Origin of the sequence: Streptomyces sp. SAI-127 (assembly GCF_029894425.1) — a bacterium.
Taxonomy (GTDB): Bacteria; Actinomycetota; Actinomycetes; order Streptomycetales; family Streptomycetaceae; genus Streptomyces.
The window spans coordinates 4,676,717-4,702,696 of record NZ_JARXYJ010000001.1 but is presented as its reverse complement, the minus strand read 5'-3'; the positions used below and the strand labels follow the sequence as shown (position 1 = coordinate 4,702,696).

The following is a 25,980-nucleotide window of genomic DNA, read 5'->3' as shown; positions in this document are numbered from 1 at the left end:
TGCGGTCACTGGGGGATCGTTCCGGGCGGCCCGATCGGTTCAGTTGTCGGGCACCGGCGTCGGGTCCGTGCCGACGACATTGCTGTAGTCGCTGTGCGTCTTGTACACGGCGGCGAACTTCCCCGAGGCCCAGCGGTACGTGATCACGTTCTCGCCGGACGGGTCCGACACCGCGTCACCCTTCTCATACACCTGTTTGGTGACCACCAGGTCGCCGCGGTCGATCTCGGCGTAGACCGGAGGCTCCTCGGTCTGGAAGACATTCTGGTACGAACCGCCCTGCTCGCGATACACGTACGAGCCGACGCCCACCAGATCCGCACAGGTCACGACGTTGACGACGACGTCGTCGGCCGAGCCGCCGGTGAGGTCGCCGTAGAACATGTCGACCGGGTACTGGTCGGTGCCACAGGGCTCCAGATCGCGCTTGACCGCCGCGGAGACCTTCGGGTCCGACCTGAGGAGAGCGACCGCGCCCTTCCGGTCCAGACGCGGGGAGGCCAGGGCGGACGGCAGGGCGGAGGGTGAGGCGCCGGCCTCCGCGACCGCGTGTGCCGGACCCTCGTCACGGGTGCCGGTGCCGCCGGTGGCGCAGGCGGAGACGAAAAGGGCGAGGGCGGCCAGCACGACCGCCGCCGTGCTCGCCGCCTGGAAGATCCCCCGGACCGGAGTGAGGTCCGGCCGGGTGGGCCCGGGCTCGGTCAGGCCGCCGTGCAACGCTCCCGCTCCTCACGCTCCAGCGCGCGTGCGTCCAGGTCGCGGGCCTCAAGCTCCTCGCGGAGCCGGGCGAGCGCCCGGTGCAGCGTGCTCTTGACCGTTCCGGCCGACATGCCGAGGGCTGCGGCCGTCTCCTCCGTGGACATCTGCTCCCAGTGTCGCAGCACCACGACACTGCGCTGCTTGGGGGCGAGCACCTTCATGACGTCCATCAGCAGGGCGCGGTCCGCGTGCTGCTCGGTGGAGTCGTCGACCGAGGCGTCCGGGAGCTGCTCGGTCGGCACCTCCTCCAGCTTGCGCGCCCGCCACCACTCCGTGCGGGTGTTGATCATCACCCGGCGCAGATAGGCGTCCGCGAGCCGCTTGTCCTCGATGGTCTCCCAGCGGCCGTACGTCCGCACGAGCGCCGTCTGGAGCAGGTCCTGCGCGTCGACCGGGTCCGGGACCAGACGGCGTGCGCTGCGCAGCAGCGCGTCCTGCCGGGTGCGGACGTACTCCTCGAACTCGAGCACCTCGCCCTGCGCCATGTAGACCGCCTCCTGATCCCCGTTCCGGCAGTCCCTGCCGGTTCTCATCGCATGTGCGCCGCCTGGTGTGCGGCATGGCAATCAAGCTACGGAGCAGTTGTCACGGGGCTGTGCGGAGCAGCGCGCGGCTGGCAATAGGCTGTCCGTCGGTTGTGTAACGGAAGCCGAAAAGGGGTAAACCGGCGCGGTCATTCGCGCCGGTTCAGGGGGATTTGCCGGTTGGCTCCTTGTTGGGCTACGTCAACGGCAGCCGATACAAACCACCCGGCAGGGGCTCCACGAGCCCGTCCGCGACCAGACCGTCCAGCGCCCGTGCCCGCTGTACCGGTTCGTGCCACACCCGGTCGAGAACCGCCTGCGGCACCGGTGCATGGGCCTCCCGCAGCACGGCGAGCAGCTTGCCGCGGACCTGGCGGTCGGTACCGGCGTACGTCTGCCCGCGCCGCGGCGGCCCGTCGTGCTCGGGCTTGCCCGCGAGCCGCCAGGCGCACTGGGCGGCGATGGGACAGCGCACACAGCTCTCGTTCCTGGACGTGCACACCAGCGCGCCCAGCTCCATCGAGGCCGCGGCCCAGCGTGCGGCGGTGCTCTCGTCCTCCGGCAGCAGCGCGCGGGCGAGCTTGCGCTCGGCGGCGGTCGTGGCGTTCGGCGGGTACTGAACGCCGGCCACCGCCCGCGCGAACACCCGCCGCACATTGGTGTCCAGCACCGCGTGCCGCTGCCCGTACGCGAAGGAGGCGACGGCGGCGGCCGTGTACTCGCCGATCCCGGGCAGCGCGAGCAGCTGCGCGTGGCCCGTCGGTACGTCACCGCCGTGCCGTTCCGTTATGGCGACCGCGGCGCCGTGCAGCCGCAGTGCCCGGCGCGGATAGCCGAGCCGGCCCCAGGCACGCACGGCCTCGCCGGGCGCCTCCGCGGCCAGATCGGCGGGCCGCGGCCACCGCGCGAGCCACTGCTCGTATACCGGCAGCACCCGGTTCACGGGCGTCTGCTGGAGCATGAACTCACTGACCATCACCCCCCACGGCCCGGCCTCGGGCCGCCGCCACGGCAGATCCCGGGCGTGCTCGTCGAACCAGTCGATGACGGGGGAGTGCAGGCCTGCTCCGGGAGCAGCGTCGATGATGCCGTCGGCGGGGCTGCTGTGCGGGGGCCTGGGCTGGGGCTGGGGCTTCGTGGGCGCAGTCATGGCCTTCCGATCCTGCCATGCCGGAGGTGGTGGACGAGTGTTCTGAGGGACGGGTCGCTCGGACCGGATGGCCGCCACAGTCGTGGCCAGAGGTGCAAGGCTGCGATCGCGAACATGCCGTACGTCCACGTTCCGGCCGGGGGCCGTCACCCCCGCGGGGGTGACCCTCATGGTCACGGACCGTGAGGAGCGGGCCGGTTCGGTCACGATCCGCTGTCGGCACGTGTCAGGCCTGGCGGAAGTCCCGGGCGGGACTGCCGTTTCCGGAATGATGATCCTGAAAAGTTGTGACGCTCGGCGGCGGGTGAGGGCGGTGAACTCGCCGATCTCTCGTACAGTTTGCGCCGTGGGATCTCTGCGCAATCCGGTCGGGCCGCTTCCCTCCTCCATCTACTGGCGACGGAGGGCCGTCATGCTGTCCGTCCTCGCCGTGCTGGCGCTGCTGATCGCATGGATCGTCAGCTCCGGCGGCGGAGGCGGCAGGAACGGCGCGGACGGGTCCAACGGCAAGAATCCCACCCCCTCGACGATCACCCCCGGGCCGTCCGGTTCCGGTCCCGCGATCAGTCAAGCGCCGGGCGGGCGCGACGAGTCGACGACCGGTGGGGACACCGGCGGCGGTTCGGGATCGAGCTCCGGTTCAGGTTCCGGGGCCGGAACGGGGGGCAGCTCGGGTGCCGGTGGTCAGACCGGTACGGGCGGCTCCGCCGGGGCGGCCGGGGCCGGCGGGTCCGGTGGCGCGGGGAGTGGCGGCGGTACGGGTACCGGAGTGGGAGGGGGCGACACTCTCCCGGCCGGCTCCACGCTGCCCAACTGCACCGCCGGTGCGGTGAAGTTGAGCGTGCGGAGCCTGCGCAACGCCTACGACCCCGGCCAGACGCCCACGCTGTTGCTGACCGCGACCAACTCCTCCGGCAGTGACTGCAAGGTCGATCTCGGGCCGAAGAACGCGGTGTTGACGATCACTCAGGCCGGCGAGGACGACGCTTTCTGGTCGTCCGCCGACTGCCCTGTGACCGCGGGCAACCTCGTCTACCGCGCCCCTGCCGGCAGCAGCATCACGTACACCGTGAAGTGGGACCGCAAGCCGAGTGCGCCGCAGTGTGCGACGCCTGCGGCCGGGTCGGCCGGAGCGGGGACGTACCTGGTGGAGGTCAAGGCGCCGGGGTATCCGACTGGGCAGGCTTCGTTCGTGCTGGAGAACGACTAGCCGGCGAACGGCTTGCCGGCGAACGGCTGAGGGGGTGCCGGCCCCCTAGACGTACCGCTCCAGGATCGAGCTCTCCGCCAGGCGGGACAGGCCCTCTCGGACGCTCCTTGCCCTTGCCTCGCCCACGCCGTCCACCGTCTGGAGGTCGTCCACGCTGGCAGCGAGGAGCTTCTGGAGGCCGCCGAAGTGCTCCACCAGGCGGTCGATGATCGCGCCCGGCAGGCGGGGCACCTTGGCCAGCAGGCGGAAGCCCCGGGGGGACACGCCCGAGTCGATCGCCTCGGGGGAACCGGTGTAGCCCAGGGCGCGGGCGACCGTGGGGAGTTCGAGGAGCTCCGCGTGGGTCAGGGCGTCCAGTTCGTACAGCGCCTCGTCGACCGTGCGGGAGCGCTTCGCCGTGGGTTCGGGGACGTAGTCCCGGACCACCAGTTCGCGTTCCGGCTCCACGCCCGCGATCAACTCGTCCAGCTGGAGGGCGAGGAGGCGGCCGTCCGTGCCGAGTTCGACCACGTACTCGGCGATCTCCGTGGCGATACGGCGGACCATCTCCAGGCGCTGGGCCACGGCCGAGACGTCCCGGACCGTCACGAGGTCCTCGATCTCCAGCGCGGAGAGCGTGCCCGCGACCTCGTCCAGGCGGAGCTTGTAGCGCTCCAGGGTCGCCAGGGCCTGGTTCGCGCGGGACAGGATCGCCGCCGAGTCCTCCAGGACACGGCGCTGGCCGTCGACGTACAGGGCGATGAGGCGCATCGACTGGGAGACGGAGACGACCGGGAAGCCGACCTGCTTGCTCACACGGTCCGCGGTGCGGTGCCGGGTGCCCGTCTCCTCCGTCGGGATCGTCGCGTCGGGCACGAACTGCACGCCCGCCCGCAGGATCTTCGACAGGTCGGACGAGAGCACGATGCCGCCGTCCAGCTTGCACAGCTCACGCAGACGCGTGGCCGCGAACTCGACGTCCAGGACGAAACCGCCCGTGCACATCGTCTCCACCGTCTTGTCGAAGCCGAGCACGATGAGTCCGCCGGTGTTGCCGCGCAACACCCGCTCGAGGCCGTCGCGCAGAGCGGTGCCGGGGGCCACGGCGCTCAGGGAGGCGCGCATCAGGCCATCGGAACCGGCACTCCCACCGGACTTTCCGGGAGCTGCCGCCCGGTCGTTGGCTGCCACTGCTCTCCTCCGGTCGCGGGGTCTTGGACGCTCCCGTGTCGTCATTCGGTTCGTACGGACGGGCGAGACCAGGGCAAAGTCTACCGGCGGTCCTCGTCGTCCCGTGGGGCCTCTCGCCGACGCGAGCGCGGAAGGACCCTCAGGGCGTCCCCTATGTCCGCGACTTCCAGCACCTTCATGCCGGACGGGATCTTGCCGGGATCGCCCGGTACGAGTGCATGGGTGAAGCCCAGACGGTGTGCCTCGGAGAGCCTGCGCTGGACGCCCGTGACCCGTCTGACCTCGCCTGCGAGGCCGACTTCGCCGATCGCGACGAGGTTCTTGGGCAGCGGGGTGTCGCTGGCGGCCGACGCCAGGGCGAGGGCGATCGCCAGGTCCGCGGCAGGTTCCGAAAGCTTTACACCACCGACCGTCGCGGAGTAGATGTCCCGCTTGCCGAGTGCGCTGATCCGGCCTCGCTGCTCCAGGACGGCGAGCATCATCGAGACGCGTGAGGTCTCAAGGCCGGAGGTGGTGCGCCGGGGCGAGGGGATCTGTGAGTCGACGGTGAGCGCCTGGACCTCGGCCACCAGGGGGCGGCGGCCTTCAAGGGTGACGGTGAGACAGGTGCCGGGGACCGGTTCGGCACGACGTGTCAGGAAAAGTCCGCTCGGGTCCGCGAGGCCCGTGATGCCCTCGTCGTGCAGTTCGAAGCAGCCGACCTCGTCGGTGGCGCCGTAGCGGTTCTTGACGCCTCGTACGAGCCTGAGGCGCGCGTGCCTGTCGCCCTCGAAGCTGAGGACCACGTCCACGAGGTGCTCGAGCAGGCGCGGGCCCGCGATCGCGCCGTCCTTGGTGACATGGCCCACCAGGAGGGTGGACATCCCGCGCTCCTTGGACGCCCGGATCAGTGCCCCGGCCACCTCGCGCACCTGGGCCATGCCGCCCGGGGCGCCGTCGATCTCGGGGGACGCCACCGTCTGCACCGAGTCGAGGATCAGCAGGGACGGCTTCACCGCGTCCAGGTGTCCGAGGACCGCGGACAGGTCGGTCTCGGCGGCCAGATACAGGTGGTCGTCGATAGCGCGGATGCGGTCGGCGCGCATCCGGACCTGGCTCGCCGACTCCTCGCCGGTCACATAGAGCGTGCGGTGCTCGTCGCTCGCCGACTTGGCCGCCACGTCCAGCAGCAGCGTGGACTTGCCGACGCCGGGCTCGCCCGCGAGGAGCACCACGGCGCCGGGCACGAGACCGCCGCCGAGCACCCGGTCCAGCTCGGGCACGCCGGTGGAGCGGGCGGTGGCCTGACGGCCGTCGACCTGGCCGATGGGCACGGCGGAGGTGGTGACGCGGCCGGGTGTCGTCGTACGCACCGCGGGCGCGCCGTACTCCTCGATCGTCCCCCAGGCCTGGCACTCGGGGCAGCGGCCGAGCCACTTGGCCGTCTGCCAGCCGCACTCGGTGCAGCGGTAGGACGGACGCTCCTTGGCGGACTTCGTACGGGCAGCCATGCACGAACCGTAACCGCCGCCACTGACAGCCCGGCCGCCGCCCGCCGGACGGCAGGGCCCCGGCATCCGGCCGACCCGGTCTTCGGCATCCGGGCCAACCCCGTCCCCGGCATCCGAATCACCCCACGCCCCGCACGCGAACCGGCCACGTCACGACGGGAACGAGCCACGGAATCCGGGGTTCCTGTCCCCTATTGAGGGATCGTTTCACCCGTACGGAGTAAATGTGCTCGAGGTGCCGGAAGGGGCCATCTTCCGCCCCCTACGGTCCACGGATGATGAGCAGCAGTCCGGAGACCTCGACCCGCACCACCGGCGCGCACCGGGCGCAACGGGAGGAGCGCGACCGCGGTGCCGCGCGCACGCCGGCGCAGGCACCGCCCGCGCTCTACGAGCCGTACCTGGACGGCCTGTTCACCTACTGCCTGTCCGTGCTGTGCGACCACGACGCGGCGACCGCGGCCCTCGGCGACGTCCTCGCGCTCGCCGAGAGGCGCGGCGGCCCTGTCGCGCCCGGCGACCGCAGGGCCTGGCTGTACGCGCTGGCCCGCTGGGCCTGTCTGCGCAAGCTGGCCGAGGCCAAGCAGAAACGTCAGGCCACCCATGCGGCCGGACGTCACGGAGCGTCCCGGAAGTCCGCCGAACCCCCGGTCGCCGAGGACCTGCAGGAGGAGCGCCGCCGCGAACTCGCCCTGCTGGCCTGGCCGGAGGCGGCCGGTACGACCCCCGAGCAGCGCGAGGCGCTCGAACTCGCCGTACGGCACCACCTCGCCGCCCACGAGGTCGCCGCCGTCCTCGGCATGGACCTCGCCGGCGCCCGCGAACTGCTCGCCTCCGCGGCCTGCGAGGTCGAGCGCACCCGCGCGGCCCTCGCCGTCGTCGAGACCGGCGACTGCCCGGGCGTGGTCCGGCTCACCGGCGACAGCCAGTTCGTGCTCAGCTCCGCCCTGCGCCGCGAACTCGTGCGCCATGTCGACGACTGCCCGCGCTGCCGCCGCGGAGCCGAGCGCGCGATTCCCGGACGCTGGCCCGGAGTCATGACCACGCCCGCCGAGCTGCCCGTGCTCGAAGCGCCGCGCGCGGCGCTGCACATGGCGCCGACGCACCCGCCACGCGCGCGTGGCGCCGCCGTGCCCCGCTTCGACCGGCGCGGCTTCCCGATGGATCCCAAGGACCGGGCCGCCCGCCGCGACCGCCTGCGCGCGCGTGCCGTCACCACGACCGTCGTCGCCACCGTCGTCGCCGCTCCCGTGCTCGCCCTGTGGGCCGCCTACCGGGGCGGCCCCGGCGAGGGGGTCGACGGCCACTCCGCGAGCGCCAGCGAGGCGCACGGACCCGGCAGCCTCGACGGGGAGACGGCGAGCGGCGGCTACGAGAACGCCGGCAACGCCCGCACCCAACCCGGCAGCCGCTTCGCCAAGGGCGGCCGCCCCGACGTCTCCGTGGAGGTCGTCAGCGTCGCCGGGGCCGGCAGGAAGGGCGCCGGGCACCTGGAGGTCGGCGCCGACAACAGCGGCGACACCACGCTGATCACCCTCACCGCGACCGGCGACGCCCCGGTCCGCTGGTCGGCCACCACGGGAGCCCCCTGGCTCTACCTCAGCCAGTCCTCGGGAACCCTGAGACACGGCGAGTCGTTGACGATCAAGGTGTACGTCGACCATCTGCGCGAGCCCTCCGGCCCCTGGAGCGCGCGCGTGGCGATCGCACCGGCCGGCGCGGTAGTGACCATCCAGGGCTACGGCACGGCGCCCGCACCCTCGGCCTCCGGCGAGCCGACGACACCCCCGCTCAGCCCCAGCCCCACGTCCTCGGCGCCCTCGGATCCCACGCCGAGCGGCCCTCCGTCCCCGTCTCCCACCCCGACTCCACCCGACCCCACCCCGTCCGACCCGGCAAGCCCCACGCCCCCACCCACGGACAGCGGCGACCCGATGCCGTCCGCGTCGTAGCGGACAGACAGGGACCGGCGTGCGTGGGGCCGAGGGAGCCGGGCGCTCAGTCGGTCGGGTCCGCCGGATGCGGTGCCAGTAGGGGCAGCTGGGAGGCCAGGCGCTCCTCGCAGAGCTCGACGAGGCGGTCGTAGCCCGCCTTGCCCATCAGTTCGATCAGTTCGGGCCGGTAGGAGACGTACACCGGGTCACCGGCGCCGTGTGCCGAGGTCGCCGACGTGCACCACCAGTGCAGGTCGTGACCGCCCGGACCCCAGCCGCGCCGGTCGTACTCGCCGATCGACACCTGGAGCACACGGGTGTCGTCGGGCCTGTCGATCCAGTCGTACGTCCGCCGCACCGGAAGCTGCCAGCAGACGTCCGGCTTGGTCTCCAGCGGCTCACGGCCCTCCTTCAGGGCCAGGATGTGCAGCGAGCAGCCCGCGCCGCCCGCGAAGCCGGGCCGGTTCTGGAAGATGCAGGAGCCCTGGAAGGGCCGGGTCTGCCGGTCGCCGTCCTCGTCCTCCGAGACCCAGCCGTTCGCCGTGCCCTCGTCGTGGTGCTGCCAGAGGTCCGGAGTGAGTCGCGCCACATGCTCGGCGACCCGCTTCTCGTCGTCCTCGTCGGAGAAGTGGGCACCCAGCGTGCAGCACCCGTCGTCCGCCCGGCCCGCCTGGATGCCCTGGCAGCCGCTGCCGAAGATGCAGTTCCAGCGAGAGGTCAGCCATGTCAGATCGCAGCGGAAGACCTGCTCCTCGTCCGCCGGATCCGGGAACTCCACCCACGCGCGCGCGAAGTCGAGCCCCTTCTCGTCGGCCTTCAGAGCCTTCGTGGCCTTCCGTGACTGCTTGGGTGGCTTCACCCGCGAAGGACCGCCGGCAGATTCGGCCGTTTTGTCGTCCTTCACCTTTTTCGTCTTTGGCACGTGTCCAGGGTAAGTCGCCCGAGGCCCCTCCGGAGACAGTCGAACGCCCAGCTGGCAGTAGCGTTCCCTACATGAGACTCGGTGTCCTCGACGTGGGATCGAACACGGTGCATCTGCTGGTGGTGGACGCGCACCCCGGCGCCCGCCCCCTGCCCGCGCATTCGCACAAGGCGGAACTGCGCCTTGCCCAACTCCTCGACGAGGCCGGGGCGATCGGTCCCGAAGGCGTCGAGAAGCTGGTCTCGGTCGTCAATGACGCGCTCCAGGCCGCCGAGGACAAGGGCGTCGAGGACCTGCTCCCGTTCGCCACCTCCGCCGTCCGCGAGGCCAGCAACGCCGACGACGTCCTCGCGCGCGTGCAGGCCGAGACCGGCGTCGAGCTCCAGGTCCTCACCGGCGCCGAAGAGGCCCGGCTCACCTTCCTCGCCGCCCGCCGCTGGTTCGGCTGGTCGGCAGGTAAGCTCCTGGTCCTCGACATCGGCGGCGGCTCCCTGGAGATCGCCTACGGCATCGACGAGGAACCGGACGCGGTGGCCTCCCTCCCGCTGGGTGCGGGCCGCCTCACGGCAGGCTGGCTCCCCGGCGACCCCCCGGATCCGGACGCCATACGGGCCCTGCGACGCCACGTACGCGCCCAGATCGCCCGCACGGTCGGCGAGTTCGCCCGCTTCGGCGCTCCCGATCACGTGGTCGCCACCTCCAAGACCTTCAAGCAGCTGGCCCGCCTGGCAGGCGCGGCCCGCTCGACGGAGGGCCTCTACGTCCAGCGCGAACTGAAGCGCGAGTCCCTGGAGGCCTGGGTCCCGAGGCTGGCCGGCATGACGACGGACCAGCGGGCGGAACTGCCGGGCGTCTCGGAGGGCCGGGCGAACCAGCTCCTGGCGGGCGCCCTGGTGGCCGAGGGCGCGATGGATCTGTTCGGTGTGGAGAAGGTGGAAATCTGCCCCTGGGCGCTGAGGGAGGGCGTCATCCTGCGCAGACTTGACCATATGGGCTCAGCGCAGGGCATGTAGGGGCGCGAGGAATGGCGCGAACAACCCCCACGCACCCGTTCCCGCCCAGTGGCAATCACCACAACGGCGAATAGGCACCCCGCACCCCACCCACGGCAACCCGTAATCTGTCCCCCATGGCAGAGCCAGTCGTACGGATCCCGGATGCGAAGGTCGCCCTGTCGACGGCCTCCGTCTACCCGGAGTCGACGGCGACGGCCTTCGAGATCGCCGCACGCCTCGGATACGACGGCGTCGAGGTCATGGTGTGGACCGACCCGGTCAGCCAGGACATCGAGGCCCTGCGCCGCCTCTCCGACTACCACGGCATCCCCATACTCGCCGTGCACGCCCCCTGCCTGCTCATCACGCAGCGCGTGTGGTCGACGGACCCCTGGGTCAAGCTCCAGCGCGCCCGGGCGGCAGCCGAGAAGCTGGGCGCGAGCACGGTCGTCGTGCACCCGCCGTTCCGCTGGCAGCGCCAGTACGCCCGTGACTTCGTCAGCGGGATCTGGCGGATGGCGAACGAGACGGACGTACGGTTCGCCGTCGAGAACATGTACCCCTGGCGCTACCGCGACCGCGAGATGCTCGCCTACGCCCCCGACTGGGACGTCACCAAGGACGACTACCGGCACTTCACGATCGACCTCAGCCACGCGGCGACCTCCAGGACCGACGCGATGCAGATGGTCGACCGGATGGGAGACCGTCTCGGCCATGTGCACCTCGCCGACGGCAAGGGCTCCGCGAAGGACGAGCACCTCGTGCCCGGCCGCGGGTCCCAGCCCTGCGCCGAGCTCCTGGAGCGCCTCGCACTGAGCGGCTTCGACGGCCATGTCGTCATCGAGGTCAACACCCGGCGCGCGATGTCCGGCGCCGAACGTGAGGCCGATCTCGCCGAGGCCCTGGCCTTCACCCGCCTCCATCTGGCCTCAGCGGTGCAGGTGCCCCGGCGATGAGGAACCGAGCGACCGTGCAGGTGCCCCGCCCGTGAGCGACCTCGAAAGCGCCCCGGCGAACGGCGACGTCACCGCCCGCAGACGCGGCCGGCCCCGCCGTACGGATTCGGACGCGGCCGGGACCCGCGACCGGATCCTCCTCGCGGCCCGTGAGGAGTTCTCCGAGCGGGGCTACGAGAAGACGTCCGTGCGCGGGATCGCCAAGGCCGCCGGGGTCGACCCGGCCCTGGTCCACCACTACTTCGGCACCAAGGAGCAGGTCTTCGAGGCGGCCGTGGAAGTCGCCGCCGCGCCTGCGCTGAGTGCGCCCGACGCGCTCGCCGAGGGTTCGCTGGAGGACGTCGGAGAGCGCCTCACCCGCTTCATCTTCGGCGTCTGGGAGAACCCGGCGACGCGCATGCCGATCCTGGCGATCGTCCGTTCCGCCGTGACCAACGAGACCGCGGCGACCGTCTTCCGCCGGCTCGTCGCCGCCCAGCTGCTGCGCCGCATCGCCGACCAGCTGGACCTGCCGGACGCCGAGCTGCGGGCCGAACTGGCGGCAGCGCAGCTCGTGGGGACGGCCATGCTGCGGTATGTGATCAAGGTGGAGCCGCTGGCGTCGACGGACATCGAGCAGATCATCGCGCGGGTGGCCCCGGTGGTGCAGAGCCATCTGACCGGGCCCTGACTCCGAGACGGCCGTCCCGCATTCCGGACGCCCTGTCCCGACCCCTGGATGACCGGCGTACGCTCGTTAGCAGTCAGAAGTCTCATACGACCGTCTCTGAAGTCTCTGACGACCGTCTCTGAAGGAGCGAGCGACGATGCCCGAGCTGAGGTCCCGCACAGTCACCCACGGCCGCAACATGGCGGGCGCCCGCGCCCTTATGCGCGCCTCCGGTGTACCCGGTGCGGACATCGGCCGCAAGCCGATCATCGCGGTCGCCAACTCCTTCACGGAGTTCGTGCCGGGCCACACCCACCTGCAGCCCGTCGGCCGCATCGTCTCCGAGGCGATCGTCGAGGCCGGCGGCATCCCGCGCGAGTTCAACACCATCGCCGTCGACGACGGCATCGCGATGGGCCACGGCGGCATGCTGTACTCCCTCCCCTCCCGCGACCTGATCGCGGACTCGGTGGAGTACATGGTCGAGGCCCACTGCGCCGACGCCCTGATCTGCATCTCCAACTGCGACAAGATCACCCCGGGCATGCTGAACGCCGCGCTGCGGCTGAACATCCCCACGGTCTTCGTCTCGGGCGGCCCGATGGAGTCCGGCCGCGCGACCCTCGTGGACGGCACGGTCCGCACTCTCGACCTGGTCGACGCGATGTCCGAGGCCGTGAACGAGAAGATCTCGGACGCGGACATGCTCCGTATCGAGGAGAACGCCTGCCCGACCTGCGGCAGCTGTTCCGGCATGTTCACGGCCAACTCGATGAACTGCCTCACGGAGGCCATCGGCCTCTCGCTCCCCGGCAACGGCTCGGTCCTGGCGACGCACACGGCCCGCAAGCAGCTGTACGTCGACGCGGCCGACACGGTCATGGACATCACCCGCCGCTACTACGAGCAGGACGACGAGACGGTTCTGCCGCGCAACGTCGCCACCTTCGCGGCCTTCGAGAACGCCATGGCCCTCGACATCGCCATGGGCGGCTCGACCAACACGATCCTGCACCTGCTGGCGGCGGCCCAGGAGGCGGAGGTCCCCTTCGGCCTCGCCGAGATCGACGCGGTCTCCCGCCGGGTCCCGTGCCTGGCGAAGGTCGCCCCGAACGTCGCGAAGAACCGCACGTACTACATGGAGGACGTGCACCGGGCGGGCGGCATCCCGGCCCTGCTCGGCGAACTGCACCGCGCGGGCCTGCTCAACGAGGACGTGCACTCGGTCCACAGCCCGTCGCTGGCGGACTGGCTGAAGACGTGGGACGTCCGCGGAGGCTCGCCTTCCGCGAAGGCGCTCGAGCTGTGGCACGCGGCCCCCGGCTGTGTCCGCTCCGCCGAGGCCTTCTCCCAGTCGGAGCGCTGGGAGGCGCTGGACGAGGACGCCGCCGACGGCTGCATCCGCAGCGCCGAGCACGCGTACTCCAAGGACGGCGGCCTGGCGGTCCTCAAGGGCAACCTGGCGGTCGACGGCTGCGTCGTGAAGACGGCCGGCGTGGACGAGTCGATCTGGCGGTTCGAGGGCCCGGCGGTGGTCTGCGAGTCGCAGGAGGACGCCGTCCAGAAGATCCTCACCCAGCAGGTCAAGGAGGGCGACGTCGTCGTCATCCGCTACGAGGGCCCCAAGGGCGGACCCGGTATGCAGGAGATGCTCTATCCGACCTCGTACCTGAAGGGCCGCGGTCTCGGCAAGGCCTGCGCCCTGATCACCGACGGCCGCTTCTCCGGCGGCACGTCCGGCCTGTCCATCGGCCACGCCTCCCCGGAGGCCGCGGCCGGCGGCACCATCGCCCTCGTCGAGGACGGCGACCGCATCCGCATCGACATCCCCGGGCGGTCGATCGAGCTCCTGGTCGACGAGGAGGAGCTGGCCCGTCGCGAGGCATCGCTGGGCGGGGCCTACGCCCCGAAGAACCGCGAGCGCAAGGTCTCGGCGGCGCTGCGGGCCTACGCGGCGATGGCCACGAGCGCCGACAAGGGCGCGGTGCGGGACGTGTCGAAGCTGGGCTGAGGTCCGCTCCTCCGCTCCGCGAGAACGTGGGGCCGTCCCTTCGGGGGCGGCCCCTTTTGTTCTGTGCGCTTGTCCTGTGCGCTACCAGTCCGAGGGCTTGCGGGCGTCCACGGCGAAGACGGTGCCGTCGGGGGCGGTGGCGTAGACGTGACCGTCGGCGAGGACGGGCTTGGGCAGCGCGCCGGCGACGGTACCGGAGTTCGAGCCGAGGCGCGCCGGGGTCTGCCCGACGAGGCGCCCCTCGGCGGCGTCGACGGCTAGCAGCCGTCCGTCGGCCGCGGTGAAGTACACATGGCGGGCGTCGGCGACCGGCACGGAGCCGCGGCTCACGGAGGTCTCAAGAGTCCAGAGTCGCTTGCCCGCGTCCGTGTCCACGGCGTCCAGGGAACCGTTCGTCGCCAGCACGTAGACCACGTTCCCGTGCACAGTGGCCTGGGCGTCGGAGCGCGCCACCGGGAGCCTCACCCGGTCCGACGACCTGCTTGCCGGGGTGTAGCGGACGACGGCCTCCGTGTCGCCGTACAGGTTGTCCGTGGCGAGGAAGAAGACCGATCCGTCCCGCACGCCCACGGGGGTCAGGTTTCCGCTCAGCCGCGCGTCCCAGCGCACTGCTCCGGTGGCAGGGTCCACCGCGGTCACCCGGGTGGTCGAGGCGTCCGCGGAGAGGTTCATGCTGTAGACCAGCGGGTCGCCGGGGAACGAGGCGAACGTCGGCATGGGCTGCCCCGGCACCCGTCGGCTCCACTTGGGCGCGCCCGTCGCCGCGTCCACCCCGGTGACCGTCCCGTCGAGGAGGGTCAGCATGAGCATTCCCCTCGCGATCTGCAGGGCGTGATGTGCGGGGAGGGCCCGTCGCCAACGCACCTTGCCCGAGGCGGGATCGAGCGCCTCCAGGCGTCGCCCCTCGTCCACCATGGGCTGTACGAGACCGCCCCCGACGGCCGGTGCCTTGCTCGGGCTCGACTCGGCGACGGAGCGCTGCCACAGCAGGGTGCCGTCCGACGGATCCAGGGCGAAAACCGTACCGGGCCGCGCACAGACCAACTGACGTGCTCCGTACGAGCATTGCACCGCACCCGTACCCTTCGGAACCGGGTTCGCCTGCCAGCCGACGAACCCGGAAGCCGCGGCCGTGGGCTTGTCGCCGCCCTTCGCCGCGGTGCCGCCACCGTCGCCGAGCCCCTGGACACAGGCGAGGATCCCGGCCAGGACGAGCACGGCCGCGACGGCGGCGAGGGCGGCCTTTCTGGGCGGACGCCTCCGGGGCCGTGACGCCGGCTTCCTCGGCCCCGGCTCTGGCTCGTCACCCGTGCGCTGCGCCGGTATGAACGCCTGGGTGTCGTACGAGGCCGCGACCGACCGCAGCTCCCGCATCAACTCGTCCGGCGTGGGCCGGTCCTCGGGCTCCTTGGCGAGGCACCGCACGATGAGCGGTGCGAGGTTCTGCGGTACGCCCGTCAGGTCCGGCTCGTCGTGCACGACCTGGTAGGCGACGACATACGGACTGTCGGAGTCGAACGGCCCGCGCCCGGTGGCCGCATGCACCATCACCGATCCGAGCGCGAAGATGTCCGCGGCGGGTCCCACCTCCCTGGGCCGCCGGAACTGCTCCGGCGCCATGAACGGCGGCGTCCCGATCAACTTCCCGGTCTCGGTGCGAAGTTCGCTGTCCTTTGGCCGAGAAATACCGAAGTCGATGACCTTGGGACCGTCCTCGGCGAGCAGCACATTGCTCGGCTTGAGATCCCGGTGGACCACACCCACCCGATGGATGTCGCGCAGCGCCTCGGCGAGCCCGGCCATCAGCCGCCGCAACTGGGCAGGAGGCATGGGCCCGTTCCGCTTCACCTCGTCCGAGAGGGTCGGTCCGGGAATGAACAGCGTGGCCATCCAGGGCCGTTCGGCATCGGGATCGGCATCGACGACGGACGCGGTGAACGCCCCGCTCACCTTCCGGGCCGCGGCCACCTCCTGCCGAAAACGCCCCCTGAACTCGGGGTCCTTGGCGAACTCGGCATGGACGACCTTCACCGCGAGCTTCATCCCCGAGGCGCTGCGCGCGACGTGCACGACGCCCATCCCACCGGAGCCGAGGCACGACTCCAGCCGATAGTGACCGGCGTACTCGGGAAGTTCCGCTTCCGCGCCCGCTCCGGTGTTGCCCTGTGGCGCCATGGAACCACCCCCGTGCTGATCTTCCGCGCGCGCGACGCACGGAGCCTAGTCGATGACTCGTACGGGACAGAGGCGGCTTGCTAGTCTCCGCGTGCGAGTTGCGTACATGTGTTTCATGGCGTGATTCAGGGGAATCAACGGGGCCCCATGGCAGTCATGGGGACCAACGGGGGAGGATTTTCATGTCTGTTGAGCGCGTGGAAGAGACCGAGGGCATCAAGGAGACCGAAGCCCTGACGGCGACAGCGTCGGTCCGCTACTACTCGATCGCACCCGGCGTCCGTCTCAACGTCCGCAGCGGCCCCGGCACGAGCTACAGCGTCGTGCGGGTACTGCCCGAGGGTTCGAAGGTGCCGATCTACTGCCAGACGCCCGGCACCTCGGTGACCGGCCCCTACGGCACCAGCAACATCTGGGACAACATCAGCAACAGCCAATACATCTCCGACGCCTACGTGCTGACCGGAAGCGACGGCTACGTCGCCGACCGCTGCTCCTGAATCTCCCTGGGGGGATCCTCATGACATCCGTGAAACGCAGATCAGTCATGCTCCTGGCCCTTGCCGGCGCCTTCCTCATGGTGGGCGCCGCCCACGCCGAGGCGGCCGTCCACTACTACGACGTTGCCCCGGATCTCCGACTGAACGTCCGCCGTGGTCCCGGAACGCAGTACGGCATCGTCCGTGTCCTGCCCGAGGGCGCGAAGGTGGCGATCTACTGCCAGACGCCGGGTGAGACGGTGTCGGGCTACTACGGCACGTCGAACATCTGGGACAACATCGCCAACGGCGAGTTCGTCTCGGACACCTACGTCAAGACCGGCAGCGACGGCTACGTGGCGTCACGCTGCGGCTGATCCCCGAAGGGAGCCCGCCCCCGCCCCGGAGCCATAATCGTCCCGTGAGCGACGAATCCGGCACCCAGGACAACCCCGCGGGCTCCCCAGAGGACGGCCCCCGCCCCGAACCGATCCGCTTCTTCGGCACGGCCTGGGTGAACCACGACAACGGCTACCCCCTCCGCCGCGTCGGCGCGGCCACCGGTTCCCTCGCCGCCGCCGTCGCCTCCTGCCTGATCCTCCGCTTCGCCTACGAGGGCCTCCAGATCGCCGACACCGGCAGCTTCGTGACCGTCCTTGTCATCGCGATGTTCGCGATCTGCAGTGCGCTGGCCTTCCGCAACACATGGGACGGCTTCGGCAGGCGCCCCGACCCGGACCGCCAGGCCTCCCTCCGCGGTCTGCTGGCCATCGGGTTCGTCGGGTCGCTCCTGGCCTACTTCTTCCGCTCCCTCATCGAGGCACCGGGCGAGAAGCTGCACCGCGAGGAGTACGAGGCGGCTCGGAGGGAGCACGAGAAGCGGGGCGCCCGCCGCACGGGGAACCCCTCGAAGAAGAAGCGCCGCCGCTGACGCGCTTGGGCAGCCGCAGCATCGCCGCGGATCTACACAGATCCGCGCCCCTTCAGGTATCCCCGCACCTCCCTCTCTCACCGAAAACTCACCGCGCTCCACCCGCACCCCGGCCACCATGTCCCTATGACGGCTTCCTTCCACACCACCCGAGCCCACTCCTTCAACACCGTCGCAGCCCAGTACGCCGCCAACCGCCCCTCCTACCCACCCGCCCTCTTCGACGCCGTCGAAGAGCTCGCCGGCCGGCCACTCGCGGGTGCGCAGGTCGCCGACATCGGGGCCGGTACGGGGATCGCGACCGCTCTGCTGCAGGCCCGGGGCGCCGAGGTCGTCGCGGTCGAACCCGGGGACGGCATGGCGGCGCAGTTCCGCCGCACGCACCCCGCCATCCCGATCCTCAGGGGCGACGGCAACGACCTCCCCCTCCTCACGGACTCCTTCGACTTCGTGACCTATGCCCAGTCCTGGCACTGGACCGACCCCGCCCGCGCGGTCCCCGAAGCCCTCCGCGTCCTGCGCCCCGGCGGCGCGCTCGCCCTGTGGTGGAACACCCACGCCCTCGACGTGCCGTGGATCACCGGTCAACTGGACCGCATCGGGGAGCACTTCAAGCCCTACGGCGCCCACCCGGCCGTCGAGGTGAACGGCAACGGAGCCCGGTCGGCCCTGGCCGACCCCACCGGACGCCTGGACTTCGCCCACCGCGTGGTCCGCTGGAGCCGCAGCGTCCCCGTCGACACCCACCTCGCCAACATCGGCAGCCACTCGCTGTTCCTGGTCGCGGGCGAGGAGCACGCGGGCGCCTTCCTCACCGAGGAGCGGCGGATCCTGCTGGAACTCTTCCCGGACGAAACCGTCGAGGAGACCTACGACGTCGAGCTGCTGCTCGCCGTCAACGCCTGACCCAACGAGCTCCAGGGGGGTGACTCGCTTGACGGTCGGAGCCCGCGAGAGCATTATTCATCGCATGGTGAATAAAGAGTCCGGGCCACCCCACGACAGCGATGACAGCGACGACAGCACGAACCAAGGGGCCGCCATCCCCGCCGTCCACGCCGACGGCCTCACCGTCGTCCGAGGCCCCCGGACCGTCCTGCGCGGCCTCGCCTTCGACGTCCCACGCGGCCAGATCACCGGCCTCCTCGGCCCCTCGGGCTGCGGCAAGTCCACGCTGATGCGCTCGATCGTCGGCACCCAGGCCAAGGTCACCGGCACCCTCGACGTCCTCGGCCGGCCCGCGGGCCACCCCACTCTCCGCACCCGCATCGGCTACGTCACCCAGGCCCCCTCCGTCTACGACGACCTGACCGTCCGCCAGAACCTCGACTACTTCGCCGCGATCCTCGCCCCCGGCCGCGCCGCCGCCGACCGCCGCCACTCCGACGTCACCCAGGCCATCACCGACGTCGACCTCACCACCCACGCCGACTCCCTCGCCGGCAACCTCTCCGGCGGCCAGCGCAGTCGCGTCTCCCTCGCCGTGGCCCTCCTCGGCACCCCCGAACTCCTCGTCCTCGACGAACCCACCGTCGGCCTCGACCCCGTCCTGCGCCGCGACCTCTGGAACCTCTTCCACGACATCGCCGCCCGCCGCGGCGCCACCCTCCTCATCTCCTCCCACGTCATGGACGAGGCCGAGCGCTGCCACCGCCTCCTCCTGATGCGCGAGGGCGAGATCCTCGCCGACGACACCCCCGAGGCCCTCCGCACCCGCACACACTCCGACACCGTCGAGGAGGCCTTCCTCCACCTGGTCGACCAGGCCGTCGAGGCAAGCCGCACCAAGGAGCACACGCGATGACCACGACCACCACGCCGAACCTCGCGCCCGCTCCCACCAGCGCCCTCAGCCTCTCCCGCACCACCGCCACCGCGGCCAGGGTCCTGCGCCAGCTCCGCCACGACCCGCGCACCATCGCGATGATGATCCTGATCCCCTGCGTGATGCTCTTCCTGCTGCGCTACGTCTTCGACGGCAGCCCGCGCACCTTCGACAGCATCGGCGCCTCCCTCCTCGGGATCTTCCCGCTGATCACGATGTTCCTGGTCACCTCCATCGCCACCCTGCGCGAACGCACCTCAGGCACCCTCGAACGCCTCCTCGCCATGCCGCTGGGCAAAGGCGACCTCATCGCCGGCTACGCCCTGGCCTTCGGCGTCCTCGCGATCATCCAGTCCGCCCTCGCGACCGGCCTCGCCGTCTGGTTCCTCGGCCTCGACGTCATCGGCAGCCCCTGGCTCCTGCTGCTGGTCGCCCTGCTCGACGCCCTGCTCGGCACCGCCCTCGGCCTGTTCGTCTCGGCCTTCGCGGCCTCCGAGTTCCAGGCCGTCCAGTTCATGCCGGCCGTGATCTTCCCCCAACTCCTCCTCTGCGGGCTCTTCACCCCCCGCGACAACATGCACCCCGTCCTGGAGACCATCTCCGACGTCCTCCCCATGTCCTACGCCGTCGACGGCATGAACGAAGTCCTCAGGCACACGGACATGACAGCGACCTTCGTACGCGACGCGTTGATCGTGGCGGGCTGCGCACTGCTGGTCCTGGGACTGGGGGCGGCCACCCTCAGGCGCAGGACGGCGTAGCGGCACACAAGGACGCCTTGGTGCTGCGCAAGGTCGGCGACCTCACCCGTGTTCCGCCCACCGGACACCCGCCCTGCACGCTCCAACCCGGTGCCAGACTGAACCGCATGAGTCAGAAAGTCGCAGTCCTCGGCACCGGCAAGATCGGCGAAGCCCTGCTCAGCGGAATGATCCGCGCCGGCTGGGCCCCGGCCGACCTCCTGGTCACCGCCCGCCGCCCCGAGCGAGCCGACGAACTCCGCAGCCGCTACGGAGTCACCCCGGTCACCAACCCGGAAGCCGCGAAGACCGCCGACACCCTGATCCTCACGGTCAAACCACAGGACATGGGCACCCTCCTCGACGAACTCGCCCCGCACGTCCCGGCCGACCGCCTGGTCATCAGCGGCGCCGCCGGCATCCCCACCTCCTTCTTCGAGGAGCGCCTCGCCACCGGCACCCCCGTCGTCCGCGTCATGACCAACACGCCCGCCCTGGTCGACGAGGCCATGTCGGTCATCTCCGCCGGCACCCACGCCACCGCCGACCACCTCGCCCACACCGAGGAGATCTTCGGCGCCGTCGGCAAGACGCTCCGCGTCCCCGAGTCCCAGCAGGACGCCTGCACCGCCCTCTCCGGCTCCGGACCGGCGTACTTCTTCTACCTGGTCGAAGCCATGACGGACGCCGGCATCCTGCTCGGCCTGCCCCGCGACAAGGCCCACGACCTGATCGTCCAGTCCGCGATCGGCGCCGCGACGATGCTCCGCGACAGCGGCGAGCACCCGGTCAAGCTCCGCGAGAACGTCACCTCCCCCGCGGGCACCACCATCAACGCCATCCGCGAACTCGAGAACCACGGCGTACGCGCTGCCCTCATCGCCGCCCTCGAAGCCGCCCGCGACCGCAGCCGCGCCCTGGCCTCCGGCAAGAAGGACTGACGCCCACCGGGGGCGGTCACCCCGCCGCGTCCACCACTTCCTTCGTGGCCACCACACGAGCGAAGCCGCCCCCGTGCAGCGAGACCGCCGACGCCTGTGCCACCTCGTCCGCACTCCGCCGCCAGCCGAACGGGCCCTCCAGATCGAACGTGTGCGTCGCGTCATAGGCGACCACCACGTCGTACCCCAGGTTCCCGCCCATCCGAGCCGTCGTCTCCACGCACATGTTGGTCTGGATCCCGGCCACCACGAACTGCGGGATCCCCTCGCCCTTCAGCCAGGCATCCAGATCCGGCGTCCCGTAGAAGGCCGAGTTCACGGTCTTCGTGACCAACAGCTCAGCCCCACCGACCCCCTTCCCGCGCCGCCGCTCCACGTACTCCTTGAAGCCGTTCCCCTCATAGCCCGTCCGCAGCGGCGACTCGGGCTGCCGTGAGTCATGCCGTACGAACACCACCGGCCGCCCCGTCGCCTGCCATACGTCGATGAGCGAAGCGATGTTGTCATCGGCCTCCGGGTTGTTCCGCGGCCCCCAGAAGTCGGCCTCGTCGAAGCCCTTCTGGACGTCCACGACCACCAGCGCTGCGTTCTCTGTGATCTCCATGCCAACGATCCTGCCGCCGGGAGCCCATCCCACCCAGGGGGTGAAAAGACAGCGATCGATGGTTTACTGCCATCCATGGAGAACACTGGAGAGAAGGAGCATGCGTACCGCGTCGCGCTGGTCGCCTTCCCCGGGATCCGCGCCTTCGACGTCTCCGTCATCACCGAGGTCTGGGGCACCGACCGCACCGATCGCGGAGCCCCCGCCTTCGACCTTCGCCGAGTCGCCCCCGACACCACACCGGTCCCCATGCGCGGCGGCCTCACCCTCCTTCCCGACCGCACCCTCGACTGGCTGCCCCACGCCGATCTCATCGTGATCCCCGGCCTCGACGACCACCTCACCTCCGCACCCACCCCCGTCCTCGACGCCCTTCGCCACGCGCACACCCGCGGCACCACCATCGCGGCCCTGTGCGGAGGCGCCTTCACCCTCGCTCAGGCCTGCCTCCTCGACGGCCGCCGCGCCATCACCCACTGGAACCTGATCGACCTCCTGCGCGCGCACCACCCCCAGGTCACCGTCGTCCCCGACGCCCTCTTCATCGAGGACGACAACATCTGGACCGCGGCCGGCACCGCGGCAGGCATCGACCTCTGTCTCCACCTCGTCCGTCAGGCCCACGGCGCCGAGGCCGCGGCCACCATCGCCCGCTCGATGGTCACCGCGCCCTTCCGCACCGGAACCCAGGCGCAGTTCATCGAGCACCCCACCCCGCGCGCCGACCGCGACTCCGACACCCTCGCCGCCGTACGCGAGCACGCCCTACGCCACCTCCACGAACCGCTCACCGTCGCCGACCTGGCCGCCCGCGCAGGCATGTCCGCCCGCAGCTTCGCCCGCCACTTCACCGCGGAGACCGGCACGACCCCGCTCCGCTGGCTCCTCGACCAGCGCATCGCCGCAGCCCAGAAACTGCTCGAGCGCACCGACCTGCCGATGCCCGAGGTCGCGCGCCGCGCCGGCTTCGGCAGCGAGGTCACGATGCGCCAGCACTTCGCATCGCGCCTCGCCACCAGCCCACGCGCCTACCGGGCAGCGTTCAGCACGACCCCGTGGTCGGCCGCGCCGGTATCCACCGCGACCGGATCGGATGTGGCCGGAAGCAGCCCGATCGCGCGATAAGCGGCATCCACGGTCGGCCGCGCCATCGCCCGCGCTCTCTCCGCGCCATCCCGCAGCACCCCCTCCACATAGCCAGGATCCGCGCACAACTCCTTGTGCCTCTCCTGCACGGGCCTCAAGACCTCGACCACGGCCTCGGCGGTGTCCTTCTTCAAGGCGCCGTACGACTCATATACACCGCTCAGCTCCGATGGGTTCCCACCCGTGCAGGACGCGAGGATCTCCAGCAGATTCGCCAGGCCGGGCCGCGCCTCCAGGTCGTACACGACCTCCTGCCCGCTGTCGGTCACGGCCCGCATCACCTTCTTCCGCACGACATCCGGCTCGTCGAGCAGATAGACGATCCCCGGCCCGGAGTCGTCGGACTTCCCCATCTTCGACAGGGGGTCCTGAAGGTTCATGACCCGCGCGCCCACCTTGGGCAGGGTGGCCCTGGGCACCACGAACGTGTAGCCGTACCGCTGGTTGAACCGAGCCGCGAGATCCCGCGTCAGCTCCACGTGCTGGGCCTGGTCGTCCCCGACCGGCACCTCGTCGGCCCCGTACGCCAGGATGTCCGCCGCCATCAGCACGGGATACGTCAGCAACGAGAGCCGAACACTCCCGCCCCGCGCCCGCTCCCGAGCGGCCTTCTCCTTGTACTGGACCATCCGCCGCATCTCGCCGTCCGTGGCCACACACTCCAGCACGTACGACAGCCGCGCATGCTCGTCCACATGACTCTGTACGAACACGGTGCACAGCTCGGGATCCAGCCCCGCCGCGAGCAGCAGCGTCGCCGCCTGCCGACTCAGCCGGCGTACCCGCGCCGGATCATGGTCGACGGTCAGGGCGTGCAGGTCGACGATGCAGAACAGCGACTCGGCCCGGTGCTGGTCCACCGTGACCCACTGCCGCATGGCTCCCAGGTAGTTCCCCAGCGTCAGATGCCCCGTCGGCTTGACCCCGCTGAAGACCCGCGTCATCTCTCCACCTCCTGGTCGAGGCCGCCGTCCTCGGCCGGCCGACCCTCAGGAGTCCTGGAGGGAGATACGCGAACGGCCGCCGAGGCGGCGGCCGTTGAGTGCATACGTGAGCACGGCCGCCGTCAGGCGGCCCACCACTGCTGGGTGCACGTACGCGTTGTCATGCCTGCCAGCGTACGCCTCCGAGGGTCCGGCCGGACCCGGGTTGACACTCCCCACCCCGGTACGTAGTGTTCTCCGAGTTGTCCGACGTGAGCGCCGACCTCGGTCGGTCCCCGGACAGCCATTCCGCAGGTACCAGCCAAACAAACGACGGCAGTCGCTCTGTCTGCCGTCGCTGCATTGGCGTGCGTATTAGCGAAATGAGGAATCCGCGTTCGAAAGGACGGTGGCCCCCGATTAGCTCGGGAGCCGGGAATCCGCTAAAGTCTCACTCGTCGGAACGGCCCAAGGGCCGGGAAGGCAAGCCCCGCTGACTGGGAATCAGGCCCGAAAGGATCTGATAGAGTCGGAACCGCCGGAAAGGGAAACGCGAGAGCGGGAACCTGGAAAGCACCGAGGAAATCGGAACCGGAAACGGTCTGATAGAGTCGGAAACGCAAGACCGAAGGGAAAAGCCCGGAGGAAAGCCCGAGAGGGTGAGTACAAAGGAAGCGTCCGTTCCTTGAGAACTCAACAGCGTGCCAAAAATCAACGCCAGATATGTTGATACCCCGTCTCCAGCATCTGCTGGGGCGAGGTTCCTTTGAAAAAACACAGCGAGGACGCTGTGAGCGACTGCCTTATTCCGGTGGTCGCTCCGCTCTCGTGTGTGTCGACCGGATTACCGGTAAACATTCACGGAGAGTTTGATCCTGGCTCAGGACGAACGCTGGCGGCGTGCTTAACACATGCAAGTCGAACGATGAACCACTTCGGTGGGGATTAGTGGCGAACGGGTGAGTAACACGTGGGCAATCTGCCCTTCACTCTGGGACAAGCCCTGGAAACGGGGTCTAATACCGGATACCACTACCGCAGGCATCTGTGGTGGTTGAAAGCTCCGGCGGTGAAGGATGAGCCCGCGGCCTATCAGCTTGTTGGTGAGGTAATGGCTCACCAAGGCGACGACGGGTAGCCGGCCTGAGAGGGCGACCGGCCACACTGGGACTGAGACACGGCCCAGACTCCTACGGGAGGCAGCAGTGGGGAATATTGCACAATGGGCGAAAGCCTGATGCAGCGACGCCGCGTGAGGGATGACGGCCTTCGGGTTGTAAACCTCTTTCAGCAGGGAAGAAGCGAAAGTGACGGTACCTGCAGAAGAAGCGCCGGCTAACTACGTGCCAGCAGCCGCGGTAATACGTAGGGCGCAAGCGTTGTCCGGAATTATTGGGCGTAAAGAGCTCGTAGGCGGCTTGTCACGTCGGGTGTGAAAGCCCGGGGCTTAACCCCGGGTCTGCATTCGATACGGGCTAGCTAGAGTGTGGTAGGGGAGATCGGAATTCCTGGTGTAGCGGTGAAATGCGCAGATATCAGGAGGAACACCGGTGGCGAAGGCGGATCTCTGGGCCATTACTGACGCTGAGGAGCGAAAGCGTGGGGAGCGAACAGGATTAGATACCCTGGTAGTCCACGCCGTAAACGGTGGGAACTAGGTGTTGGCGACATTCCACGTCGTCGGTGCCGCAGCTAACGCATTAAGTTCCCCGCCTGGGGAGTACGGCCGCAAGGCTAAAACTCAAAGGAATTGACGGGGGCCCGCACAAGCAGCGGAGCATGTGGCTTAATTCGACGCAACGCGAAGAACCTTACCAAGGCTTGACATACGCCGGAAAGCATCAGAGATGGTGCCCCCCTTGTGGTCGGTGTACAGGTGGTGCATGGCTGTCGTCAGCTCGTGTCGTGAGATGTTGGGTTAAGTCCCGCAACGAGCGCAACCCTTGTCCTGTGTTGCCAGCATGCCCTTCGGGGTGATGGGGACTCACAGGAGACCGCCGGGGTCAACTCGGAGGAAGGTGGGGACGACGTCAAGTCATCATGCCCCTTATGTCTTGGGCTGCACACGTGCTACAATGGCAGGTACAATGAGCTGCGATACCGTGAGGTGGAGCGAATCTCAAAAAGCCTGTCTCAGTTCGGATTGGGGTCTGCAACTCGACCCCATGAAGTCGGAGTTGCTAGTAATCGCAGATCAGCATTGCTGCGGTGAATACGTTCCCGGGCCTTGTACACACCGCCCGTCACGTCACGAAAGTCGGTAACACCCGAAGCCGGTGGCCCAACCCCTTGTGGGAGGGAGCTGTCGAAGGTGGGACTGGCGATTGGGACGAAGTCGTAACAAGGTAGCCGTACCGGAAGGTGCGGCTGGATCACCTCCTTTCTAAGGAGCACTTCTTACCGAGTTCGCTCGGTCAGAGGCCAGTACATCAGCGACTGTCTG

23 protein-coding genes and 1 rRNA gene are annotated in these 25,980 nt (G+C 69.9%); 15 read left to right on the top strand and 9 right to left on the bottom strand.

Annotated elements, in window-relative coordinates:
• Nucleotides 1-39: 39 nt before the first annotated feature.
• The 3 genes from M2157_RS21395 to M2157_RS21385 form a co-directional block, all read right to left on the bottom strand.
• A complete protein-coding gene (locus tag M2157_RS21395) occupies nt 40-717 on the bottom strand; it encodes a hypothetical protein (RefSeq protein ID WP_280863302.1) in 678 nt (225 codons plus the stop codon).
• Complete coding sequence (locus M2157_RS21390; RefSeq protein WP_069764672.1) at nt 702-1,244, bottom strand: SigE family RNA polymerase sigma factor; 543 nt, start codon at nt 1,242-1,244, stop codon at nt 702-704. Before M2157_RS21390 ends, M2157_RS21395 begins: the two co-directional genes overlap by 16 nt.
• Before the next feature lie 235 nt (nt 1,245-1,479).
• Entirely contained in the window at nt 1,480-2,433 is a 954-nt protein-coding gene (locus M2157_RS21385) for an A/G-specific adenine glycosylase (protein WP_280863301.1), read from the bottom strand.
• 346 nt (nt 2,434-2,779) lie between these two features.
• On the opposite strand from M2157_RS21385, the gene M2157_RS21380 reads away from it, so the two are divergent.
• Nucleotides 2,780-3,643, top strand: coding sequence for a hypothetical protein (locus M2157_RS21380; protein ID WP_280865971.1), 864 nt, complete (start codon nt 2,780-2,782; stop codon nt 3,641-3,643).
• Between the two features lie 45 nt (nt 3,644-3,688).
• On the opposite strand, the gene disA is transcribed toward M2157_RS21380, so the two are convergent.
• Together disA and radA are read right to left on the bottom strand one after the other, a co-directional pair.
• Complete coding sequence (gene disA / locus M2157_RS21375) at nt 3,689-4,813, bottom strand: DNA integrity scanning diadenylate cyclase DisA (RefSeq protein ID WP_037717494.1); 1,125 nt, start codon at nt 4,811-4,813, stop codon at nt 3,689-3,691.
• Nucleotides 4,814-4,893: 80 nt separating this feature from the next.
• On the bottom strand, nt 4,894-6,303 hold the full coding sequence (gene radA, locus M2157_RS21370; RefSeq protein WP_266515495.1) for a DNA repair protein RadA: 1,410 nt from the start codon (nt 6,301-6,303) through the stop codon (nt 4,894-4,896).
• Between the two features lie 275 nt (nt 6,304-6,578).
• Here radA and M2157_RS21365 point away from each other — a divergent pair, with 275 nt between their 5' ends.
• Nucleotides 6,579-8,255, top strand: coding sequence for a hypothetical protein (locus tag M2157_RS21365; protein WP_280865970.1), 1,677 nt, complete (start codon nt 6,579-6,581; stop codon nt 8,253-8,255).
• Nucleotides 8,256-8,301: 46 nt separating this feature from the next.
• On the opposite strand, the gene M2157_RS21360 is transcribed toward M2157_RS21365, so the two are convergent.
• A complete protein-coding gene (locus tag M2157_RS21360) occupies nt 8,302-9,159 on the bottom strand; it encodes a hypothetical protein (RefSeq protein WP_280863298.1) in 858 nt (285 codons plus the stop codon).
• 71 nt (nt 9,160-9,230) lie between these two features.
• Between M2157_RS21360 and M2157_RS21355 the strand changes: the two genes are divergently transcribed.
• From M2157_RS21355 to ilvD, 4 genes are all read left to right on the top strand, one after another.
• Nucleotides 9,231-10,172 carry a Ppx/GppA phosphatase family protein gene (locus M2157_RS21355; RefSeq protein WP_280863297.1) on the top strand — a complete coding sequence of 314 codons (942 nt, stop codon included), beginning with the start codon at nt 9,231-9,233 and terminating at the stop codon, nt 10,170-10,172.
• A 116-nt stretch (nt 10,173-10,288) separates the two neighbouring features.
• Nucleotides 10,289-11,113 carry a sugar phosphate isomerase/epimerase gene (locus M2157_RS21350; protein WP_280863296.1) on the top strand — a complete coding sequence of 275 codons (825 nt, stop codon included), beginning with the start codon at nt 10,289-10,291 and terminating at the stop codon, nt 11,111-11,113.
• Nucleotides 11,114-11,144: 31 nt separating this feature from the next.
• Entirely contained in the window at nt 11,145-11,783 is a 639-nt protein-coding gene (locus tag M2157_RS21345; protein ID WP_280865969.1) for a TetR family transcriptional regulator, read from the top strand.
• 136 nt (nt 11,784-11,919) lie between these two features.
• Nucleotides 11,920-13,773 carry a dihydroxy-acid dehydratase gene (ilvD, locus tag M2157_RS21340; RefSeq protein WP_280865968.1) on the top strand — a complete coding sequence of 618 codons (1,854 nt, stop codon included), beginning with the start codon at nt 11,920-11,922 and terminating at the stop codon, nt 13,771-13,773.
• A gap of 81 nt (nt 13,774-13,854) precedes the next feature.
• Here the strand turns inward: ilvD and M2157_RS21335 are convergent, their stop codons facing one another.
• Nucleotides 13,855-15,948: a serine/threonine-protein kinase gene (locus M2157_RS21335; RefSeq protein WP_280865967.1), complete on the bottom strand. Its 2,094-nt coding sequence runs from the start codon at nt 15,946-15,948 to the stop codon at nt 13,855-13,857.
• 182 nt (nt 15,949-16,130) lie between these two features.
• Here M2157_RS21335 and M2157_RS21330 point away from each other — a divergent pair, with 182 nt between their 5' ends.
• The 7 genes from M2157_RS21330 (at nt 16,131) to proC (ending at nt 20,864) form a co-directional block, all read left to right on the top strand.
• Nucleotides 16,131-16,448 (top strand): SH3 domain-containing protein, encoded by a 318-nt coding sequence (locus M2157_RS21330; RefSeq protein WP_280865966.1) that lies wholly within the window; start codon nt 16,131-16,133, stop codon nt 16,446-16,448.
• Nucleotides 16,449-16,495: 47 nt separating this feature from the next.
• On the top strand, nt 16,496-16,804 hold the full coding sequence (locus M2157_RS21325; RefSeq protein ID WP_280863843.1) for an SH3 domain-containing protein: 309 nt from the start codon (nt 16,496-16,498) through the stop codon (nt 16,802-16,804).
• 44 nt (nt 16,805-16,848) lie between these two features.
• Nucleotides 16,849-17,358: an EamA/RhaT family transporter gene (locus M2157_RS21320; protein WP_280863291.1), complete on the top strand. Its 510-nt coding sequence runs from the start codon at nt 16,849-16,851 to the stop codon at nt 17,356-17,358.
• Nucleotides 17,359-17,484: 126 nt separating this feature from the next.
• Entirely contained in the window at nt 17,485-18,264 is a 780-nt protein-coding gene (locus tag M2157_RS21315; protein ID WP_280863290.1) for a class I SAM-dependent methyltransferase, read from the top strand.
• Nucleotides 18,265-18,328: 64 nt separating this feature from the next.
• Complete coding sequence (locus tag M2157_RS21310; RefSeq protein ID WP_280863289.1) at nt 18,329-19,162, top strand: ABC transporter ATP-binding protein; 834 nt, start codon at nt 18,329-18,331, stop codon at nt 19,160-19,162.
• A complete protein-coding gene (locus M2157_RS21305) occupies nt 19,159-19,944 on the top strand; it encodes an ABC transporter permease (RefSeq protein WP_266515471.1) in 786 nt (261 codons plus the stop codon). The genes M2157_RS21310 and M2157_RS21305 overlap by 4 nt, the downstream gene beginning before the upstream one ends.
• A 107-nt stretch (nt 19,945-20,051) precedes the next feature.
• Nucleotides 20,052-20,864 (top strand): pyrroline-5-carboxylate reductase, encoded by an 813-nt coding sequence (proC, locus tag M2157_RS21300; protein ID WP_280863288.1) that lies wholly within the window; start codon nt 20,052-20,054, stop codon nt 20,862-20,864.
• A gap of 16 nt (nt 20,865-20,880) precedes the next feature.
• Here proC and M2157_RS21295 read toward each other — a convergent pair whose 3' ends face one another.
• Nucleotides 20,881-21,468, bottom strand: coding sequence for a cysteine hydrolase family protein (locus M2157_RS21295; RefSeq protein WP_280865965.1), 588 nt, complete (start codon nt 21,466-21,468; stop codon nt 20,881-20,883).
• A gap of 75 nt (nt 21,469-21,543) precedes the next feature.
• On the opposite strand from M2157_RS21295, the gene M2157_RS21290 reads away from it, so the two are divergent.
• The gene (locus tag M2157_RS21290) at nt 21,544-22,593 is read left to right on the top strand and encodes a helix-turn-helix domain-containing protein (RefSeq protein ID WP_280865964.1); all 1,050 of its coding nucleotides are present in this window, start codon (nt 21,544-21,546) and stop codon (nt 22,591-22,593) included.
• Here M2157_RS21290 and trpS read toward each other — a convergent pair.
• The gene (trpS, locus tag M2157_RS21285; RefSeq protein WP_280865963.1) at nt 22,497-23,558 is read right to left on the bottom strand and encodes a tryptophan--tRNA ligase; all 1,062 of its coding nucleotides are present in this window, start codon (nt 23,556-23,558) and stop codon (nt 22,497-22,499) included. The two genes, M2157_RS21290 and trpS, sit on opposite strands and share 97 nt — an antisense overlap.
• 836 nt (nt 23,559-24,394) lie before the next feature.
• Between trpS and M2157_RS21280 the strand changes: the two genes are divergently transcribed.
• A 16S ribosomal RNA gene (locus M2157_RS21280) occupies nt 24,395-25,920 on the top strand.
• The last annotated feature ends 60 nt before the right edge of the window (nt 25,921-25,980 follow it).

What these genes read in the sequence shown, in the direction of transcription:
- M2157_RS21325 (WP_280863843.1), top strand. Translation starts at nt 16,496, where the DNA reads ATGCTCCTGGCCCTTGCCGGCGCCTTCCTCATGGTGGGCGCCGCCCAC.
- M2157_RS21290 (WP_280865964.1), top strand. Translation starts at nt 21,544, where the DNA reads ATGGAGAACACTGGAGAGAAGGAGCATGCGTACCGCGTCGCGCTGGTC.
- M2157_RS21390 (WP_069764672.1), bottom strand. Translation starts at nt 1,244, where the DNA reads ATGGCGCAGGGCGAGGTGCTCGAGTTCGAGGAGTACGTCCGCACCCGG.
- M2157_RS21305 (WP_266515471.1), top strand. Translation starts at nt 19,159, where the DNA reads ATGACCACGACCACCACGCCGAACCTCGCGCCCGCTCCCACCAGCGCC.
- M2157_RS21295 (WP_280865965.1), bottom strand. Translation starts at nt 21,468, where the DNA reads ATGGAGATCACAGAGAACGCAGCGCTGGTGGTCGTGGACGTCCAGAAG.
- M2157_RS21365 (WP_280865970.1), top strand. Translation starts at nt 6,579, where the DNA reads ATGATGAGCAGCAGTCCGGAGACCTCGACCCGCACCACCGGCGCGCAC.
- M2157_RS21350 (WP_280863296.1), top strand. Translation starts at nt 10,289, where the DNA reads ATGGCAGAGCCAGTCGTACGGATCCCGGATGCGAAGGTCGCCCTGTCG.
- M2157_RS21310 (WP_280863289.1), top strand. Translation starts at nt 18,329, where the DNA reads ATGGTGAATAAAGAGTCCGGGCCACCCCACGACAGCGATGACAGCGAC.
- M2157_RS21335 (WP_280865967.1), bottom strand. Translation starts at nt 15,948, where the DNA reads ATGGCGCCACAGGGCAACACCGGAGCGGGCGCGGAAGCGGAACTTCCC.
- M2157_RS21385 (WP_280863301.1), bottom strand. Translation starts at nt 2,433, where the DNA reads ATGACTGCGCCCACGAAGCCCCAGCCCCAGCCCAGGCCCCCGCACAGC.
- M2157_RS21355 (WP_280863297.1), top strand. Translation starts at nt 9,231, where the DNA reads ATGAGACTCGGTGTCCTCGACGTGGGATCGAACACGGTGCATCTGCTG.
- ilvD (WP_280865968.1), top strand. Translation starts at nt 11,920, where the DNA reads ATGCCCGAGCTGAGGTCCCGCACAGTCACCCACGGCCGCAACATGGCG.
- trpS (WP_280865963.1), bottom strand. Translation starts at nt 23,558, where the DNA reads ATGACGCGGGTCTTCAGCGGGGTCAAGCCGACGGGGCATCTGACGCTG.
- proC (WP_280863288.1), top strand. Translation starts at nt 20,052, where the DNA reads ATGAGTCAGAAAGTCGCAGTCCTCGGCACCGGCAAGATCGGCGAAGCC.
- M2157_RS21330 (WP_280865966.1), top strand. Translation starts at nt 16,131, where the DNA reads ATGTCTGTTGAGCGCGTGGAAGAGACCGAGGGCATCAAGGAGACCGAA.
- M2157_RS21315 (WP_280863290.1), top strand. Translation starts at nt 17,485, where the DNA reads ATGACGGCTTCCTTCCACACCACCCGAGCCCACTCCTTCAACACCGTC.
- radA (WP_266515495.1), bottom strand. Translation starts at nt 6,303, where the DNA reads ATGGCTGCCCGTACGAAGTCCGCCAAGGAGCGTCCGTCCTACCGCTGC.